Below are 19,685 nucleotides of genomic sequence, written 5' to 3' on the forward strand. Positions count from 1 at the left end.
AGCCGCATGTCGGTGTCAGCACCGCGGTCAGACGGCGGCATTACGGGCCGAACAGATCGCCCCCTGTGAGGGCGACCCGACCAGCGCCGCGTACTTCGACAGAACTCCCGGAGCGGAGCTGAGTTGCGGCGCGGTCCACGAGGAGCGTCGCGAGGCAAGCTCGTCTCCGGAGACCTCGACTTCAATCGAGTTGTTGGGGACATCGATGGCGATGACATCACCGTTCTGCACGAGTCCAATCGGGCCCCCGACGGCCGACTCGGGGGCGACATGTCCGATACACAACCCGTGTGAGGCACCGCTGAACCGCCCGTCGGTGACGAGAGCGACCTTGGGCCCCAACCCGGCCCCCTTCAAAGCCGCCGTCATGGCCAGCATTTCACGCATACCCGGTCCCCCTTTGGGGCCTTCGTTCCTGATGACCAGGACCACACCTGCTTCGATGTCCCCGCGCTGCAGGGCCCCCATCGCGTCCTCTTCGCATTCGAATACCAGTGCAGGGCCGGTGAATACCGCAGGTTGGTTGCCGGCTGTCTTGATGACGCTGCCCTCCGGGGCAAGTGAGCCCCGAAGGATACGTAGCCCTCCCATCGGGGCAATGGGTTCGCCCAGTGATTTCACCACGCGCCCGTCCGGTTTCTGCACCACCAGCTGTTGCAGTTCCTCACCGATCGGGCGACCGGTGATGGTCCGGGCGTCGCCATGGATCAGACCTTCATCTAAGAGTGCCCGCAGAACAAGTGGAACCCCGCCGACTCGGTCGAGGTCCGCCATCACATATCTCCCGAAAGGCTTGAGATCAGCGATGTGCGGGACTTTTGCGCCGATGCGATTGAAGTCATCGATCTCCAGCTCCACGTGAGCCTCGTTGGCGATCGCGAGGAAGTGTAGGACTGCATTGGTCGATCCGCCGAGCGCTTGGACCAGTGCGATGGCGTTTTCGAGGGATTCGCGAGTGATGACGTCCCGGGTGCCTTCGCCTCGCTCGATCATCTGCAACACCGCGCGCCCCGCGGCCTCGGCTACCTGGTCTCGAGTCTCGCCATCGGCTGGCGCAGAGGCTGACCCGAGAAGCGACATGCCGAGCGCCTCCGCCGCCGAGGCCATCGTGTTCGCCGTAAACAACCCGCCACATGCGCCCTCTCCAGGGCAGGCGGCCCGTTCGATGGCCTCGAGCTGGGCGTCTGAGATTGTTCCGCGGGCACGCGCCCCCACGGCTTCGAAGACGTCCTGAATGGTGCAGGCAGTGCCATCAGGAAGCGATCCCGGACGGATCGAACCCGCGTAGATGAGCGCGGCGGGGATGTCGAGCCGGGCGGCGGCCATCAGCATCGCCGGCAAGGTCTTGTCGCACCCGGCCAGCAGGACGCCGCCGTCGATGGCCTCCGCCTCGAATACCGTTTCCACCGAGTCGGCGATCACCTCGCGAGAGACCAACGATAAACGCATCCCGCGATGCCCCATCGAGATCACATCGGAAACCGAGATCGTGCCGAACTCCAGAGGGAATCCGCCGGCGTTGCGGATGCCGGCCTTCGCGCTGGCCGCCAACCGCCGCAGCGGCATGTTGCACGGCGTCAACTCGTTCCAGGAGTTGGCGACAGCGATTTGCGGTCGTGCGAAGTCATCGTCGTTCATTCCCACTGCGCGGAGCATGGCCCGGGCGGGGGCACGTTCGTATCCGGCGGTGACGCGGGCGCTGCGAAGGGATTCACGGCGGTTTCTGTCTGATGTGAGCACAAACACATGGTTTCAGGCGCGCTTTATGATGTCCAAGTCCAACTTTGCTCATGTTTATGATCTGAAAGCATAATCGTGGCATGTATCCGGCCGACTTGACGCTCCGGCAGCTGCGGTGCTTTCGCGCCGTCGCGCGGACAGGGAAATTCACCGCGGCAGCTGCAGAGTTGCATGTGTCGCAGTCCGCATTGTCCCGCACGATTCTCACTATGGAGCGGACACTGCACGTGGAACTACTTGACCGCTCCACCCACCGCGTAGCGCTGACAGCTGCTGGTGCTGAGCTGCTGCGGGTGATCGAACCCGTGGTCGATCAGCTCCGTGACGGCATGGAGCGCTTTGCGACCTACGCGGCCGGGCAGTCCGGGACCGTTGCCGTGGCCACACTGCCTTCTGTCGCAGCGATGTTGCTTCCCAACATGATTGCTGCGTTCCTCGCCGACCACCCGGGGGTGAGTTTCTTCATCATCGACGGAGCCGCCGACGCAACCCAGACAGAGTTGACGCGGGGATCCGCCGAGCTTGCTGTCACGACCCGCCATGGTTTGGGCGACGACATCGTCTTTACGCCCCTGTTCAAGGAGGCGATGTTCGGGGTAGCCAGACGCGATCACCCTTTGGCGCAACGTAAATCCATGACATGGGCCGATTTCACCGACACCAACTTCATCGCAGCCCGCCGCGGCACGAGTATCGGTCGCATCACCGACGCCTGCTTCGACCGCCATCACGTGACGGTGAAGCAGCAATTCAACCCTTCGACCGTCGCAACAATCGGCGGCCTCATTCGCGCGGGCATCGGCGTGAGCGCATTGCCATCGTTGGAAATCGCCGGCTTCAATTTGACGGACCTCGCATGCGTGCCAATCGAAGCCAGTGACGCGACCAGGATTCTCGGTGTTGCGCATTCGACAACACGGAGCCTATCTCCTGCCGCTGCCAGCTTTCTGACCCACCTGAAACGGTGCAGTCCGCAGCATTCAGGTGTCACCAAACTCGATCCGCCGCCCGTGAAAACATGACTCGCAGAATGCAAGAACACCCATGTCTTCATCTGTCTCGTGTCGATGTGGCGCCGAGCTGCACCAGCTTCGATCGGCACAGCGATGCAAGACGTGAACGGTCGGATCCTTCGAGTCCCAGAGTCGAGGAGGTCTCTGCAATGTTGAGCAGGCGTCGATAGAATTCCGTTGGTGTCACACCGAATTCGGGTAGGATGTACTCGATCTCAGCGTCGAAGGGTGCCCACCGCGAAGCGAACACCCACATCCGTTGCTCCTCCGCGGCGGAAATAGACGGCCACGTCGGGCGTAGAGCCTCCGACTCATCGTGCAACTGGATCACCCTCGCTGCAGGTCCGCTTCGCTGAACCCCCGCTCGAGACGCTGACGGACGGTGGTGAGGTACCGAGCAGCATCTGCACCATCGACAATCCGATGGTCATAGGAGAGTGACAGATACGCCATCGAACGCGGTTGAATGAGTAGGTTACCCGCTGCATCGCGATGTGCCATCAGGCGTTCCACGACTGCACCGACGCCGAGGATGGCCGATTGCGGTTGATTGATGATGGGCGTGTCGAAGAGTGCACCTCGGCTGCCAGTGTTGGTGACCGTGAATGTCCCGCCAGAAAGACTCTCCGGTTTGATCTTTCCTGACCGGACTGCCTCGGCGTGCTCAGCGATGGCCGAAACCAAACCGGTGATACTCAGCGCCTGAGCATCCCTGATGACAGGAACCATCAGACCTTTCGGGCTGTCGACTGCCATGCCCAGGTGTACCAAGCCGTGATAGGTCACTTCCGTGCCGTCCGCGTTGAGTGAGGAGTTGATGACCGGGTGTGCCGATAGCGCCTCAACAGCAGCTGCCACCACGAACGGCAGAAACGAGAGCTTATAGCCAGTCCTGGACAGGTAGTCCGCTCTTGCCCCTGCACGCAGTGATGCGATTGCGGTCAGGTCGACCTCGATCACCGTTGTCACTTGCGCCGCGGTTTGTAGCGAAGCAACCATCCGCTCAGCGATGATTCGCCGAATCCGGGGAAGTGTTTCAACACGGTCTAGAAGGCCACTATCCCGACTGTCGGAAGGTCGTGTCGAAGGTGGCTTTTGTTCTGGCAGCGAGCTTTCGACACTGTCAGGTGCGCGCGGGGGCTCTTTGGGGGCCGCACAGCCCGCAGGCGGCCCGTCCGGGCCCTCGCTCAGGGCAGGAGCGTCGCCGCCGATGCGGTTGACGATGGCTATCGTGGTGCCGACGTCGACAAGGGCGTCTTCAGGTTCGAGAATGTCAGCCAGGATGCCGGTTACCGGTGAAGTGATCTCGGTGTCAACCTTGTCGGTTGCCACCTCAACAAGGGGTTCTTCAAGCTCAACCGGGTCTCCGACAGCCTTGAGCCACCGCGTGATTGTGGCTTCGGTAACTGACTCACCCAGCGAGGGCAAGACGACTTCCTCTGTGCCGTTGATAGGTGTCATGTCAGCCTTCGACCAGATCGAGTGCTGCGCGCACGATACTTTCGGTATCTATTCCGTGGTAACGGTAGACGTCATCAAGGGTTCCCACCTGTCCAAACCGGCTGACGCCCAACGCGGCTCCGGGCACGTTGTTGATGCCAGTGAGGAACGCCAGCGTGTGCGGGTGGCCATCGAGCACGGTGACCATGGGGGCCGCACGGTGAGCCGGGAGTACCTGGTCGAGGATCCATGATGGACCGTCTGCGAGACCTCTACGTGCCTGCATCGCCTCGAAGAGCAAGCCTGGGCTGGTCACGCATACTACGTCGACTCCAACGCCTTGTGCATTGAGCCTTTCTGCGGCGAGAAGAACCTCCACCATCACCGCACCCATGCCGACCAGGGTGATGGCCGGCACCTCGGCGCGGCGCAGCGTATACGCTCCGGCAACCACCTGGTGTCTGCGACGTTCGCGGGCTGCCGGGTCTTCTGGTACCGCAGCCAAGGTCTGATCGACCGGCCGTGTGGACAGCCTCAAGTAGGACGATTTGCCGTCTGGGCGCCCCAGTTGGCCGATGCACGACATCAGCGTCCACTCAACGTCGACCGCGAACGCCGGCTCGTAGCTCACGCAGCCGGGTTGCTCCAGCCCGATCGAGGGTGTCTTGATGGACTGGTGCGCCCCGCCCTCGGCGGCCAAGGTGACCCCGGACGGGGTTCCGACCAGAATGGACTGGCCGCCGGCGTAGATACCGTAGGACCACGGCTCCAGCGCTCGCTCCACGAAAGGGTCGTAGACCACGCCGATCGGAAAGAGCGGCTGGCCCCAGCGGCTCCATGTGGCACCGAGCTCGCTGAGCAAACCCACCAGGTTGGTCTCGGCGATGCCGAGTTCCATGTGCTGCCCGGTGGGCTTTTCCCGCCAGTGCATGATGGTCTCTGGGTCGTCGTCAAACCAGTTGCGCCGCTCGTTGGGTGACCACACGCCGACCTTGTTCAGCCAGCCCGCAATGTTGGTGGTGGAGCTGACGTCGGGACTGACCGTCACCACTCGTTTCGCGGCATCGGGGGCTTGACGGCTCAGGTCCAGCAAGGCACGCCCCAGCGCGGCCTGCGTGGACGCGATGCCGGTCGGTGTACGGCGCAAATCCGCAGGCACCACGGGTGGTTCGGCCACGCTGATCGGCTCGCGGCGCAGTCTGTCCGCTGTTGCCAGGCAGATTCCGGCCGGCGCACTGCCCGCCTCGAATCGAGACCACGGCGCTGCGGGGTCCATTCCGAGCTCAGTGGCCAATTCATCGTATTGCTTAACGGTCAGCAGCGAGGAGTGGTTCTGCGGGTGCCCTTGAGTGGGTAGCCGGTAACCCTTGATGGTGTAAGCGATGATGACGGTGGGCCGCGTGTCATCGATTTGCCCGTATGCCGATCGCAGCGCATCCAGGTCGTGGCCTCCGAGGTTACGGATGGCGCGCAAGAGCGTCGCGTCGTCCAGATCAGCTATGAGCGCGGCGATTTCAGCACCCTCTGGGCCCCCACCGGGCAGGCGCCGGCGGAGCTCGTCGGCACCACAGCGCAAGAGGCGTTGGTATTCAGGGTTCGACATCCCCAGAATCCGGCTGCGTAGTTCCGGCCCGCCTGATCGCGTGAACAACGCCTCGAGCAGAGATCCGAACTTGACGGTGAGCACCTGCCAGCCCGCCGCCGCGAACATCGCCGAAAGCCGATCGGCTGCGATGTGTGGGACAACGCGATCGAGGGACTGGCGGTTGAGGTCGACAATCCAGACGATCTCGCCCAATTCTGCGACCGACGAATCCAGGATCGCTTCCCAGACAGCACCCTCATCGAGCTCCGCGTCACCCACCAGCGAGTACTGACGGCCTTTGCCTGCTGGCCCGATCTGAGTATGCACGTAGCGCCGGGCTATTGCTCCCCAGATCGGTGCGGTCGCCCCGATACCGACCGATCCTGTCGAATAGTCGACTGGATCAGGGTCTTTCACACGGCTCGGGTAGGACTGCAGTCCGCCGAACTGTCGTAACGTGGTCAAGTACTTCGCGTCGAGTTCGCCGAGGAGATAGTTGATGCCGTGCAGCACCGGAGATGCATGCGGCTTGACTGAAACCCGGTCGCCGGGTTGAAGCTGGTCGAACCACAACGACGTCATGATCGATACCATCGATGCGCACGATGCCTGATGTCCACCGACCTTCAGACCTGATGGATTCGGCCGTACCTTGTTGGCGTGGTGGACGATCGACGTCGCTAGCCATAGCAGCCGCGTCTCAATCTCCAGAAGAGGCGAACGCGCTTCAGCACCGACGGCGAGTTTGCCAACTGGATGAGAGCCGTGCATCAGTTTTCCTCCTTGCGCGAGTTTGCAGATGAGCCCGACTCGTCACCACCGTTCCGCGAGCTGTCGTGATGGCGGTAGCAGCCCGGTACGCCCGTCCTGTTCGAACAGAGCCAAACTCGTCTGCGACAGGGCCCGACGCTGCAGAGCCCGCACCTGAGTCGACCATTGGAATGCCCACTGGGCAAGTCCGTTTCGCGGTCGTGTGCATTCTGTGCACATTTCACCCCGCCGACAGCCCGGGGGTGGTCATCCTGACCACCAACCGCGGAGCCGCCTCCTACATCGCCGACACCGACACCTGTTGTCGCCCCCGTCCAAGACCCAGAGGCAACGGTCAACGCGCCAGCGGAGGGCACGAAGCCGTCCTGCAGCACCGCTCGAGCCCGGCTCATGACGTGCCGCACCACGGCAGCGCGCTGTCTGATGAGTGCGGTATCGATCAACAGCCTCCGAGGCGATGAGGCGAGAACCCGGCTGACTCCCCGCCAACGCATCCCTTTTCGGATTCCCAACGAAAGCCTGCGGGTCGACTCGGTGATCAATCTGATGATCCCCCGCCTCAGGAAGTGTCCGATCCTACGCAGAATGTCAGGCTTCACGACTCGCTCTTGCTGGTGCAGAATCGGGGTGCTTGACTCCACCTACCGTTCAGCCCGCAGCCCTCGCGCACCGCGGCAGGATCGTCTGCCAAGGCGGACCTACCGGCGAATGCATCTCGACGCGAAGGCTCGGTGTGGCCACCCCTCTTACCGTTGTGGAGTTTTGATGAGCACCTCTACGTCATCGCATCGGGACGTCGCCACCAGGCCGTACAGCGGTTTCCCTGCAGCTCATCCGGTGTCGGCCACCGGCGCTCGTGTCGTGGTCGAGACGATGGAGCGACTTGGCGTCCGGATAGTTTTCGGACGGGGCGGCTCGCATACCAGGACGATCTGCGAACAGCTCGAGTCCTCAGGGTCTCTCCGACGCGTCGTTACCTGCCACGAACAAGGCGCCGGGCATGCCGCCGCCGGCTACGCGCTCGCAAGCGGTGACGTCGGCGTGTGCATAGCCGATGCCGGTCACGGTGTGCTCAACCTCGTGACTGCTCTGGCTGACGCCCACCTGGATTCTGTGCCGGTGGTTGCCGTGATCGGACACGCCTCCAGGAGGTCCTCGGGTTGCGGCGTCTCAGAGGAGATCGACGTCGTCAGCCTCACTATGCCGTTCACCAAGCACCACATCCTGGTGACTGATCCCGCTGAAATTGGTACCGCACTCGCCGATGCCTTTCACCTCGCGGGCTCGGGCCGTCCCGGGGCGGTCGTGGTGAGCATTCCCGAGGACATCCTGCGCGCCCCGGCGCCCGGAAACCAGGCCCGCAGACGCGCCCTCAAGGGTTATCGGATCAACACCCGCCCGAGCCTGCCGGCTATCCGCGCCGCAGTGGAACTCATCCAGCACTCCAGTGCCCCAGTGCTGTACGTAGGCGGGGGGGTGGTGAAAGCCAATGCCTCCGAGGAACTGACGCAGTTGGCCGAGCTGACAGGCATTCCGGTGGTCACGACCTTGATGGCTCGGGGAGCCTTCCCTGATGGTCATCGACTGCACTACGGGATGCCCGGGATGCACGGCACCGTTGCCGCAGTCGCTGCCTTGCAGCGCAGCGACCTGCTGATCGCGCTCGGCGCTCGGTTCGACGATCGGGTTACCGGGCAACTGTCGACCTTCGCTCCACGTGCACGCGTCATCCACGTCGACATCGACCCCGCCGAGATTGGTAAGAACAGAGCAGTTGACGTCGCGGTGACGGCTGACTGCAAACCGGCCATTCGAGCTCTCACCGAGACACTCACGTTGGCGGAGTCTCTCGACTTCACCAGCTGGCGAGGTTATCTCGAGTCGATGCGCGCCGCGTACCCCATCGGCTACAGCCGGCCCGGCGACGGATCGCTGTCGCCGCAGCTGGTCATTGAAACCGTAGGACGAACTGCGGGACCAAACGCCATCTTCACCTCCGGCGTCGGACAGCACCAGATGTGGGCCGCTCACTACATCAACTTCACAGAACCTCGGAGGTGGCTGAACTCCGGTGGGATGGGAACCATGGGGTATGCCATCCCGGCGGCACTGGGGGCGAAGGCCCGGCACCCCGACAGTGAGGTGTGGGCTATCGACGGCGACGGGTGTTTCCAAATGACGTGCCGTGAACTTGCCACGGCCGCCACCGAAAACCTCCCCATCAAAGTTGCGCTCATCAACAACGGCAATCTCGGGATGGTCAAACAACTGCAGGCAGTCCATTACGACGGCCGCTACTCCCAAGTCGACCTAGCCACGCATTCCCGCCGGATCCCCGATTTCGTTGCGCTGGCAGAAGGCCTGGGCTGCGTGGCCCTGCGTTGCGATCGCGAGGCCGACGTCGCACAGACCATCGCTGAAGCGCAGCGAGTGACCGACCGACCCGTGGTCATCGACTTCATCGTCAACGATGACACGCTGGTATGGCCGATGGTAGCCGCAGGAATCAGCAACGATCACGTCATGGCCGCATGGGGTGTCCGGCCGCTGTTCACCGACGCGGACTAACTGTTACAGAACCTCCTGGCCCCGGCCCGGGGCGGTGTCCTGCTGTCGCTACGCACGATAGTCGGCGCGAACCCATCACGGCGCTCACTCACCGCATTGCTCTACACCACTGAGCTTTGAGCGGTTGGCGCGGTGCAACTAGGCGCAGACTGAGGCCAAGACCGCACTGTCATGCTCACCCCCACCGCTGAAGGTAGATCCTGTCACGGATTGCCCTCCGCCAGTGGGTAATCGACCAAGGTCCCCAGCCTGAGGCGGCGACGCGCTGAGCGCCGGCCACGCACCTGAACTCGGGGCAAAAGTTAATCGATGTTAACGCTAGCGGAACTGATTCGACTTTTGCAGCACGTTTGATTGTGTGGACATCCGAGCCGCCAGCATCGCGAAAGATGCTGCCAAAAGGGAATGCAAAGGTCCTATCCCCACAAGTCTCACCCCCTGGGTTCGAGTGTTGACAACATCACATCGCGCCCCTAGGTTAATCCAGAGTCACACCCGAAAGAGAGCCACCGTGACATGTGGATCGTCGTCAAGCGAGTCAACTCTCGCCACACCTCGCACTCCACGGGGATACAACGACCGTGGCCCCGTCCCAGGACACAATCGAGACGGACGCAGCAGACCAGACCGCCGACAATCCGGCACTACGCGTAGAGAATCAACACGCTGCGACAACAGCCCCGGGGTTTTTCCGGACTCCGGCTTGCGCCCGATCGGACGCGATAATACGTGTGACAAGCACAACGGCCCAGAAGTAAAAGGGAAGCTACCCGCGAGCCCGACGAATCCAGGCCACTTCGTTTTTCCGGACCCCCCACAAGGGGCGCTTCTGCACAACGCTTACACGGTACCTGAGAGCACGAACACCTAACGAGGGTTTTCATCGACGCCGCACCCCGGCCAACTCAGCAGCCGCCCGCCCAGCCGACTTGCATACACCATCAAAAAGGGAGCAGTTGATGTCTCTACACGATTCGCGCGTCGCAGACGCTTCGCACGCCGACAAGCGAGCCCGCGCGGGAGCGATTCTCGCATCGGCAATTGCCTGTGTCGCCGCCTTCAAAGGTCTCAACGAATCGGTGACTCCGCCGGCGCTCCCGATCCTACAGGAGCAGTTTCAAGTTCCCGGGTCCACCATCTCGTGGGTTCTCACTGGAGTGCTGCTGACAGGAACCATCGCCACACCCATCGTGAGCAGGCTCGGCGAGGTCTGGGATAAGCGGCGAGCACTTCTCGGGGTGCTCGCCATAGTCGCTATCGGAACCCTCATCTCTGCCTTATCGATATCAATCGAGATGCTTATTGCAGGCCAACTGCTCCAAGGTGTCGGCCTGAGTACCGTCCCGTTGGCTATTGGCGTCATTCGCGATACCCAGACCGAAGCCCGTACGAAATCCGCGAACGGCTTCATGGTCGCGGCCATTTACGGCAGTACGGCAGCCGGAACAATGGTCGCTGGGCCTATCGCCGATCATTTGTCCTACCGATGGCTGTTCTGGGTACCGCTCATTGCCCTGAGCGGGTGCATTCTCGCGGTGTGGTTCTTTGTCCCGCGTTCCTTGAAGAATGGCGGGGCGAATGCTTCCATTGACGTGGCCGGCAGTGTTCTTCTCGCCTTCGGCCTAGCCGCCCTGTTGCTGGCATTGACGTTCGCGCCCGCTTGGGGATGGCTGTCGCCTCGGTTCCTCCTTCTCCTGAGTGCTGGGCTTGTGGGGTTTCTTCTGTTCATCCGCGTCGAGCTCACCGTCGACGATCCATTGATCGATCTCCGGCTGATGCGCAGTTTTACCGTTGTCGCTGCGTCGGGCCTGATGTTCTTGGCGGGTTTCTGCATTAACGCCACTCTTGTGAGTGTTCCCATGCAGACCCAGCTGCCGGCATCAACCGGCTACGGATTAGGCGAATCGGCAACGGTCACCGCCGCGATTCTGGTCTCGACCACTCTGATCGGGCTCACGGCGCCGTTGATTTCCGTGTTGGACAGAGCAATCGGCTCGCGGTTTGCGTCGTCGATCGGTCCGATCTCGATCCTGGCTGGCGCCGTAGTGATGCTGGCGCTGGGACAACGCGGCAGCATCGTCATCGTCTTCGTCGCCACCTTGCTCGTCACCTTCGGACTGACCGTCTCGATGACTCAATCATTGAACCTCGTCGTCAGCGGTGTGCCGGCTGACAAGGTCACCGAGTTCAATGGGCTGAACTTCGCCATCCAGGCCGTGGCCGGAACCATCGGCGCCCAGGTATCGGGCGCCGTACTCACGGTCGACGGTGCTGCCGCGGATACGGCGCCGCCGTGGAGTGCTTTTGGCACCTCGTGGGCAATCTCCGGTGCGCTCTCTCTTGTCGTCCTGGCACTTGTGCTGGCGGTAGGAACCCCGAAACGTGCTGCTGCATAGCACCTCACGCCTATCAGCCCCGGGAAGAACCCGAGGCTGATAGGCCGTTTTCCGAGTTCTCAACGCGATCAGCCAGAACTGGCCTCTATCCCTGCCGATGCTTTACAGGGGCCAACGTGCCGAGCGCTGTGCATGGAGGCCCTGCCCGATGTGCGCGTTGCCCCGGGGCAAAGAGATGCTAACTGGCTCGTCCGCGAGGGGGTGCAGGGCCCGTACTGGTAAACGCTCACAGCCACAGCATCTTTGGTCTGCAGTATCGGCTGCCGCTGGCACTGGGCCATGGATCTCGCACGTATGCGCGAACGAGTCCGGGCGTTGTCAAGTGATGGTGAGACCACCGTCTACGGTGATGGTTTGCCCTGTGACAAAGCCACCGGCGGCCGAGGCCAGCCAGACGGCAGTCGCGGCCAACTCGGCTGGTTCGCCGGTGCGGCCGAGGACCACCCGTGACATTTGCGCATCAAGGTAGCCCGGCTCGTACTCGTCGGTCATCTCCGACTTGAAGAAGCCCGGAGCCAGGGCGTTGACGCGAATGCCCTTGCGAGAGCCCCACTGCTGGGCAAGATCTCGGGTCAACCCGATCACAGCGGACTTCGAGGAGGCATACGCGGCTTGTGGCAGACCGGCGGTGGTGAACGCCAAGGCACTGGCGAGGTTGATCACCGACGAACCCGGTTTCATCACTCGGCCGCACGCCTGCGCCATCCAGTAGGACCCGTGCAGGTTGACGTCAACGACTCGGCGGAACTCGTCGGGGGTCTCGCGGGTCGCCGGTACGGCGGTTCCGACACCGGCGTTGTTGATCAACACATCCACCTTGCCGAACTGGTCAACCGTGGCATCGACCAGTGCCGCACAGGCGGCGGGGTCCGTGACGTCGGTCTGGATCGGCAAGGCCCTCCGCCCAGCCGCCGAGACCAGAGCGGCGGTGTCGGAGAGCCTTTCAGATCGCCGTGCGCAGAGTGCGATATCAGCACCGGCTTCGGCGAAGGCCTTCGCGAACGCCACCCCCAGACCGGACGACGCGCCGGTGACGATGACGACCCTGCCGTCGAGTCGAAACAGATCAAGAACACTCACAATGGCTCCTCAGGATTCTTCGGCCGACAGGGGTCTGGCGAGGTTAGGCACTCCGTTGGCCCTTCGTGGGGCCGCAGGCGCGGGCGCCACTGACGAGCATACGCACAGGGCCAGGCCAAAGGCTCAGTGACACTGAAGCTTTGGCGGTCGATCATCGGCGTCCAGACGCTGTCCGACAACGAGCGCGTTCGTACCTGGCTCAGGTTGCGAAGGGGTGTACCGGACCGGCCTTGCCCGACCACACCCGGCGCGGCTGGCGTGACCGCTCAGTTCGCTGGAAGCCACTGTGCGTGAACTGGCGCGACCGTTAGCTCACGAGGTTCGTGATGAGCCCAATTCACAGCTGCCGCAAAGACGTGCCCCGCCCTAGAGGAGTTGCGTCAATCATCCACTCGTGAGCGCGGCACCCGAGACCGATCGAAGCTCGCGCAACAAACAGTGACCGACGGTGACGTCAGCCGGCCGACCAACCCGGCAAATGAGAGGTCAGCGCCTGTATCGCCGCCGTGGACATCGTGGCGACGATGTCTTCTTGATTCAATCCCTTGTTGAGGGTGGCCACCGAGTTGAGCATCGAAAATACCGCCTGTGTCAACAGGCGGGCCTGTGGCTCCGAGAGATCCGGGCGCAACTGCATGACGAGCAAGACCCACTCCTGCGCATACAGATTCATCTCACGTCGAACCTTTCGCCGTTCAGCGTCGGGTAGGGCATACTCGTTCTTCAGAAATATCAACGATCTCGGCGGGTCAGTGATCACGGACCTCACATGAAAATCCACGATCGTCTCTAACGCTGCACGCGGATCAGGTTCACTGTCGACAGTAGCGCGGGCAAACTGATGGAGCTCCTGCAAACCTTCTTCGACCACCGCGATGAGCAACGCCTGCTTGTTCTGAAAATGACGGTAGAGACCCGGACCGGAGATCCCCGCCTCGGTCGCGACCATGCCCACCGTCACCGAGTCATACGGATGGTGCAGAAACAGGTTGGCGGCAGCGTCGAGAAGCAACTTGCGTCGCGAGCCGCGGGGCTGCGGTACACCCGCGTGCAGGGGCCCATCCCCAGCGCTCGCAGGTGCCGACAACGTCATAGGTGCCTACCCTACCTGCGCACGACACCCCGGCTTCCATTAACAGGAATTACCCGCAGCTGCGCCGACGCTACCAACCGTTTGAGCCACGAACGCTGCCTCCGCCACACCACGCAGGCGCTTCGCGCGTGCCATCGCTCAACGGACGCGACCCCCTAAAGGCCCCCGGCGAGGAAGATTAACGCACCGCCGAACATCAAAGTCCACGGTCTTGGCGTTCAATAGCGTTGTCTAGCAAATCATTTAGGGCTTATACCCCCCTGGTCTTGACAGCGCAGCCTATGCGTTTTACGTTAATCAATATTCACACAGTGGAGGGACGGGAAGATGCGATTCATATTCATGAGTGAGGGTGAGACAGCGCCGGGCGCCTCATACGAGTACCGCTACCGCGAGCTCATCGATGAGGTGCTCCTGGCCGAGGAGGTGGGCTTCGATGCGTTTGGCACCTCGGAACAGCATGTGGCGATCGGCACCGCGACGACGTCCGCACCGGAGGTGCTGTATCCGTATCTGATGGCGCTGACCAGCAGGATCCGGTTTGTGCACCTGGTCACGCTGCTTCCGACTCGGATCAATCACGCGCTTCGGGTCGCCGAACGCTTGGCCACCGAAGACATCCTGTCCAACGGGCGGATCGAACTTGGTGTCGGCCGGGGCAACACCACACTCGCCTTGCGCGCATTCGAAGTGTCACCGAGTGAGAACAAGTCACAGCAGCTCGAAGGCCTCGAGGTGATCCGTCGGGCGTTGCACAACGACGTCTTTTCGTTCGTCGGCGAGCACTACAAGATCCCGCCCCGCAGTCTCGTGCCTAAAGCCATTCAGGCACCCTGCCCACCGATACATATGGCCACCGGAAGCCCCGAATCGGTGCGGGCGGCCGCTGAGCTGGGCATCGGCGCGATCATCGGCGGTTACTACCTCGGCTTCGACTTCCTCGAGAGCATGATTCGCGTGTACGACGACGCTCTGGCCGCCGCGACGCACACCTATCCGCTGCAGGCAGAACGGCTGGTAGCGATCGGTGGCGGCATGCACTGCGCGGAAACCCGCGAAGAGGCCCGCACCTGGGCGCGGGGGCTCAAGGACACGATTGGCTTGGCCACCGACGCCTACGAGCGGCTGTCGAAGCTGTCCAGCGACTACCAGTACATGGGTGCTGTCAAACATCTCGATTTCAACGACGAGCGCTACATGTTCGAAGATTCCTCCGGCTTCATCGTCGGCGATCCCGACGACTGCGTCGCTCAGGTGCAACGTTTCGCCGACCTCGGTGTGGACTCGTTGGTCATGCGTATCGACGGCCTGCCCCACAAAGAGCTGATGAAGTCCATCGAACTCTTCGGTAAGTACGTCATCCCGAAGTTCAAGAACCCGCGTGGCGTCGCACGCACTCCGGAGGCCATCTTGGCCGACATCCGCGCCGCCCGTCCTGCCCACTATGCCGAACAAAAAGAATTCGAGGAGAACATGAATCACAAAGAACAGGCCATGAGTGGTGCAAGCGCAGGGGCGGGTGCGGCCCGATGAGCACCCACAACGGCGGCGACATCTACTCGCGCTACCCGAAAGAGTTCCTGATCGAACGCAAACCCAACGGCGTTCTGTTGGTCACGCTCAATCGGCCCGAGCAACTGAACGCGCTGACGATGCCGATGTTCGAGCAGATGGGAGACCTCCTGCTCGACATTGACCGCGACCCACAAACCCGAGTCGCCGTATTCACCGGCGCCGGCCGCGGCTTCTGCACGGGCATGGACGTAGCCCAACCTGACCCGTCGCTCGAAGAGGCGATCGTGCTCATGGAGACCGAACGCCGGCGCATCTTGACGATGCTGAACATGGATAAGCCGATCATTTCAGCCATCAACGGCCCGGCCGTAGGCTGGGGCCTGTCCCTGGCGCTGCTCGCCGACATCAGCGTCGCCGCGGAAGACGCCATTCTGATGGACGGACACACCCGGGTCGGCGTGGTCGCCGGCGACCATTCTTCGCTGATCTGGCCCCTTCTCGTCGGGATGGCCAAAGCGAAGTACTACCAGCTCACATCGGCGCGTATGACCGGAATCGAAGCCGAACGCAACGGATTGGTCAGTGTCGTGGAGCCCAGGGAGAAGGTGCTCGAACGTGCTCTGGCGATTGCCGATGACCTCGCCCTGGGTTCACAGCGGGCCATCCAATGGACCAAGCGGTCCTTGAACGCCGGATGGCTCACCAACGCATTCCCCCAACATGAGCTCTCCGCCGCTCTTGAAACGCTCAACTTTGCAGGTGCCGACTACCTGGAGGCGCGGCAGGCCTTCCGCGACCGTCGCCCCACGCGCTTTCCTTCCGCCTACGGTGACCAGTCTGCACCTGCACCGGCACAGGGAGTCGCAAGCCGAGCATGACGAGGCCCTCACCCGTTCAGATCCCCGGGGCGACCTGTGTCGACGATTCCGGTGTCCTTATCGTCACCCTCGATCGGCCACCCGCGAATGCGCTGAACCGCAGCCTCGTTGTCGGTCTGCGCGCATTCTTCGCTGAACTGGCTTCCCACGAAGCACCTGCGCCGGTGGTCCTCACCGGCGCGGGTGCGCGCTTTTTCACGGCGGGAGGCGATATCAAGGAGCTCGAGGGAACCGGCCCTGAGGAAATCGAAGGGCGGATGCGTGACTTTCATGCACTGCTCGTCGCCATGGATCGGTTCCCTCGACCGCTCATCGCTGCGGTCAACGGACACTGCGTGGGCGGTGGCATGGAGCTGGCCCTCTTCGCCGACACCATCCTGGCGACCCCGAACGCCACGTTCGGATTTCCCGAGATCAACCACGGATTGTTACCCGCTGATAAAGGTCTCCAGCGCGCCGCGCTTCTTCTTGGCGCGCAGGCCGTCCGGCGAATGGTGTTGTCGGGAGAGTTGTTCCCCGCCGACGAAGCCGTTCGTATCGGGTTGGTCGAACGGCTGGAGACACCTGCCACACTGCTTCCCGCGGCCATTCACGCGGCGCGCGAGGCCGGCGCCAAGGCGCCGGTGCTCTACCGCGCATTGAAGCGCAGCGTCAACAACCCCAGTGACGAGCGAGATGAGCATTCATTGGCCAACACGATCGCCGCCGCCGCAGACTATTTCGAGGATCCTGTCGCCGCGGGGCTACGCGCTGGCTGGAACCGCGACAAGGCCTCGATCGCCGCCACACAATAGAACAATAGCTAAATCAATCTCGCCGAGGACTAGGGCTGAAAATGGTGGCACGAAAAGCGGGTTCGACTGGCACGCCGAGCAGTGGCAGGGCCAGCACAATCCCTGTGTTGCAAAGTATCCAAGACTTCGAAGCGGCACCGCGAACCTTCCCCCAGATGCTGTTCGACCGGGCCGCGTACGAACCCGACACAATCGCGTTTACCGATTGGAAGCACGGCACCGCGAGTCCGACGACCTGGGGCGAGTACCTGCACGAAGTTCAGCAGATCGCCGTCGGCCTTCACGAACTCGGTGTCACCTCAGGTGATCGAGTCGCGATCATGTCCTCCACCCGCAGAGAATGGGTCATCGCAGCTCTGGCAATCCAGAGCCTGGACGCAATCCTGGTTGGTGTTTACCCGACTAGCTCCGTCACCGAGCTTGCCCGCGTGCTGGAGATCAGCGAGGCAACAGCAATTTTCGCTGAGAGCGAGACCGATCTCGGTAAAGTGGCCGCGGTTGCCGCCAGCACGCCGCACCTTCGGGCGGCGATCGGATTTGAGTCCCGGCCCATCGAGTTCCCCGAACGCGTGCGGGCGGTGGATTGGCGGTCGTTGCAGACGGTGGGGATGGCGCGTGGAGTTTCCGAGCCAGAGTTGTTCGGCAGGCTCCTAGAAGACGGCGACATCGACCATCCCGCCGTTCTGTTCTGGACGTCGGGCTCCACCGGCGACCCCAAAGGGGTCGTTCACACCCATCGCACGCTGCAATACTCGGTGCTGGGGTTTGCAGTGGCCTATCCCGAGATCGGTCGCGTGCAACACGACCTGGTGGCATTTCTCGGGCTCTCTCACGTAGCCCCGGCGCTCGTCAATGTGTTCGTGCCGATCATGACCAAACTGGTCGTCACGTATTGCACGATGGAGCAGCGCCTCGAGTCACTCACAGCAGTTCGGCCCACCGCAATCGTCTGGCCACCCCGGATGTATGAGAAGCTCGCCGGCGAGCTTCTCGAAGAACTCTCGAATTCTGGGCCCCTTCTCCGTATGCGGTACGGGTTGGCTATGACCGTCGCACGAGCAGTGTGTGCCCGTCGATGGAATGGCAGGACCCTTCCTCGATACCTCGATGTGCTGTACCAGCTCAGCCTCAAGACGGCTTTCCTGCCGCTGCGTGCCAAATTCGGTATGGAGCGCATCACGGTCAGCTGGACCTCCTCGGGGGCCATGACACCTGAGGTCGCTGCGCTGTGGCAGATGTGGGGTCTGGACTTGCGTGAGATGTACGGAACGACGGAAACCTGCGGACCGGTCCTGGTCCAGTGGGACCGGTCCTTCTACGCGATGGGCACTGTCGGCAAGTCTTTACCCGATTCCCGGTGGGTGGTCAGAGCCAGCGAGAACGGAGAGTTTCAGGTCAAGAGCCCTTGCTTGTTCACCGGCTATTGGCGTGACCCAGCATCCACAGAAGCAGCTTTTGACGATGGCTGGTACGGCACCGGAGATCTTGTCGAGATCGCACCGGACGGCGAGGTCACGATCATCGGCCGCATCAAGGATCTTCTGAAGACAAGTGGGGGAAAATCTGTCAGTCCGCAGCCCATCGAGGTGCGTCTGAAGGCCAACCCCCTGGTGGACGAAGCGATCGTGGTGGGAGAGGGCCGTAAGTACCTCACGGTCTTGCTGAGCGTGAGCGAAGAAGCACAGGCGCTGCCGGTCGATGAGCAGCACGCTGCCCTCAACGCGTGGATTGAGGAAGTCAACTCCGAGCTGGCTCGTCCACTGCAGCTCAAGAAGTTTCGCGTCCTCCCGCGCGCGCTGTCGGCCGACCTGGGTGAGCTCACCCTCAAGGCGACCATCCGCCGCGCCAACATCCTCACCTCGTTTTCCGACCTCATCGAGGACATGTACGAAGCGAGCGAGCAGTATCAGATCTCGGGTCATGCTCGCCTGTCGCGGCGTGGCCATGGCTAAGACAGGTGAGGCGGACAGCACACGTCATGAGGTGCGGGTCGAATTCATGACCAGCGCAGAGATCGCGGCCGCAGTGGAGGGCGGCGCACGCACGGCGGTCTTGCCGCTGGCCGCCATCGAACAACACGGCCCCCATCTACCGCTGTCAATGGACGCCGATCACGCCGACGAACTCGCCGTACGGGTCGCTCGCAAGCTCGGAGGGACCCTTGTGCTGCCGACGATCCGGGTCGGGTACTCGCCGCATCATCTCGCCTTCCCCGGAACCTTGTCTCTGCGCGCGTCGACGCTGGAGGCTGTCTGCGAGGATTACGCTGCGCACCTTGCGGATTCGGGCTTCCGCAGGCTGGTCATGTTCTCCGGGCACATCGGAAACTACCCGGTGATGCGCGAGTTCGAAGGGCGCTTGGCCGCCAAACTGGCACCACTGTCGTTGATCATCTTTCCCGGAAGTGAAGCGATTCTCGGTGCGTGGCGTGACGCCGCGGAGTCGTCGGGCCTCCGCGCCAACGTCGGCGGCCACGCCGACATCGCCGAGACATCGATCATGCTCGCGCTACATCCGGATAGGGTCCGCACAGACAGACTGACCCCCGGTTACCAGAGCGATACCGACGATGCGTTTCTCGACCGGGTCATCACCGAAGGTCTGAAAACCTTCTCGCCCAACGGAATTCTGGGCAACCCCATCGGCGCCGACACCGCTATCGGGAAGGCCTGCCTCGAATCGGTGACCGACCTGATCGTTGACTACGTCCGCAGCCGAGGCGCATGAGGGAGCATCCCACTCCGCACAAGGTCCCCTGCGTCCACTCCCAGGAAGATGCACATGTTAACTCTCAGCCAGGTCAGCTCCGGTG

At 62.5% G+C, this 19,685-nt stretch carries 13 protein-coding genes; 8 read left to right on the top strand and 5 right to left on the bottom strand.

Annotated elements, in window-relative coordinates:
• Positions 1-27: 27 nt before the first annotated feature.
• Positions 28-1,740: a dihydroxy-acid dehydratase gene (gene ilvD / locus I7X18_RS27435; protein ID WP_193045627.1), complete on the bottom strand. Its 1,713-nt coding sequence runs from the start codon at positions 1,738-1,740 to the stop codon at positions 28-30.
• An 80-nt stretch (positions 1,741-1,820) separates the two neighbouring features.
• On the opposite strand from ilvD, the gene I7X18_RS27440 reads away from it, so the two are divergent.
• The gene (locus tag I7X18_RS27440) at positions 1,821-2,762 is read left to right on the top strand and encodes a LysR family transcriptional regulator (protein WP_193045626.1); all 942 of its coding nucleotides are present in this window, start codon (positions 1,821-1,823) and stop codon (positions 2,760-2,762) included.
• A 318-nt stretch (positions 2,763-3,080) separates the two neighbouring features.
• On the opposite strand, the gene I7X18_RS27445 is transcribed toward I7X18_RS27440, so the two are convergent.
• Complete coding sequence (locus I7X18_RS27445) at positions 3,081-4,214, bottom strand: 2-oxo acid dehydrogenase subunit E2 (protein WP_193045625.1); 1,134 nt, start codon at positions 4,212-4,214, stop codon at positions 3,081-3,083.
• 1 nt (position 4,215) lies between these two features.
• The gene (locus I7X18_RS27450; RefSeq protein ID WP_193045624.1) at positions 4,216-6,549 is read right to left on the bottom strand and encodes a thiamine pyrophosphate-binding protein; all 2,334 of its coding nucleotides are present in this window, start codon (positions 6,547-6,549) and stop codon (positions 4,216-4,218) included.
• A 765-nt stretch (positions 6,550-7,314) separates the two neighbouring features.
• Between I7X18_RS27450 and ilvB the strand changes: the two genes are divergently transcribed.
• On the top strand, positions 7,315-9,117 hold the full coding sequence (gene ilvB, locus I7X18_RS27455) for a biosynthetic-type acetolactate synthase large subunit (RefSeq protein WP_193045909.1): 1,803 nt from the start codon (positions 7,315-7,317) through the stop codon (positions 9,115-9,117).
• A 959-nt stretch (positions 9,118-10,076) separates the two neighbouring features.
• Positions 10,077-11,513, top strand: a complete 1,437-nt coding sequence (locus tag I7X18_RS27460) for an MFS transporter (protein WP_193045623.1) — start codon at positions 10,077-10,079, stop codon at positions 11,511-11,513.
• Between the two features lie 318 nt (positions 11,514-11,831).
• On the opposite strand, the gene I7X18_RS27465 is transcribed toward I7X18_RS27460, so the two are convergent.
• Positions 11,832-12,593, bottom strand: coding sequence for an SDR family NAD(P)-dependent oxidoreductase (locus tag I7X18_RS27465; protein ID WP_193045622.1), 762 nt, complete (start codon positions 12,591-12,593; stop codon positions 11,832-11,834).
• Positions 12,594-13,047: 454 nt separating this feature from the next.
• A complete protein-coding gene (locus tag I7X18_RS27470; protein WP_193045621.1) occupies positions 13,048-13,686 on the bottom strand; it encodes a TetR/AcrR family transcriptional regulator in 639 nt (212 codons plus the stop codon).
• 327 nt (positions 13,687-14,013) lie between these two features.
• On the opposite strand from I7X18_RS27470, the gene I7X18_RS27475 reads away from it, so the two are divergent.
• The 5 genes from I7X18_RS27475 to I7X18_RS27495 all read left to right on the top strand — a co-directional run bounded on the left by I7X18_RS27475 (position 14,014) and on the right by I7X18_RS27495 (position 19,600).
• Positions 14,014-15,219 (top strand): LLM class flavin-dependent oxidoreductase, encoded by a 1,206-nt coding sequence (locus I7X18_RS27475; protein WP_193045620.1) that lies wholly within the window; start codon positions 14,014-14,016, stop codon positions 15,217-15,219.
• Positions 15,216-16,079 (top strand): enoyl-CoA hydratase-related protein, encoded by an 864-nt coding sequence (locus tag I7X18_RS27480; RefSeq protein WP_193045619.1) that lies wholly within the window; start codon positions 15,216-15,218, stop codon positions 16,077-16,079. Before I7X18_RS27475 ends, I7X18_RS27480 begins: the two co-directional genes overlap by 4 nt.
• Positions 16,076-16,873, top strand: coding sequence for an enoyl-CoA hydratase/isomerase family protein (locus I7X18_RS27485; RefSeq protein ID WP_193045618.1), 798 nt, complete (start codon positions 16,076-16,078; stop codon positions 16,871-16,873). The genes I7X18_RS27480 and I7X18_RS27485 overlap by 4 nt, the downstream gene beginning before the upstream one ends.
• Before the next feature lie 104 nt (positions 16,874-16,977).
• Positions 16,978-18,825 carry an AMP-dependent synthetase/ligase gene (locus I7X18_RS27490; RefSeq protein ID WP_232375348.1) on the top strand — a complete coding sequence of 616 codons (1,848 nt, stop codon included), beginning with the start codon at positions 16,978-16,980 and terminating at the stop codon, positions 18,823-18,825.
• Positions 18,826-18,871: 46 nt separating this feature from the next.
• On the top strand, positions 18,872-19,600 hold the full coding sequence (locus I7X18_RS27495; protein WP_226863310.1) for a creatininase family protein: 729 nt from the start codon (positions 18,872-18,874) through the stop codon (positions 19,598-19,600).
• Positions 19,601-19,685 lie beyond the last annotated feature (85 nt).

Origin of the sequence: Mycolicibacterium baixiangningiae (assembly GCF_016313185.1) — a bacterium.
Taxonomy (GTDB): Bacteria; Actinomycetota; Actinomycetes; order Mycobacteriales; family Mycobacteriaceae; genus Mycobacterium; species Mycobacterium baixiangningiae.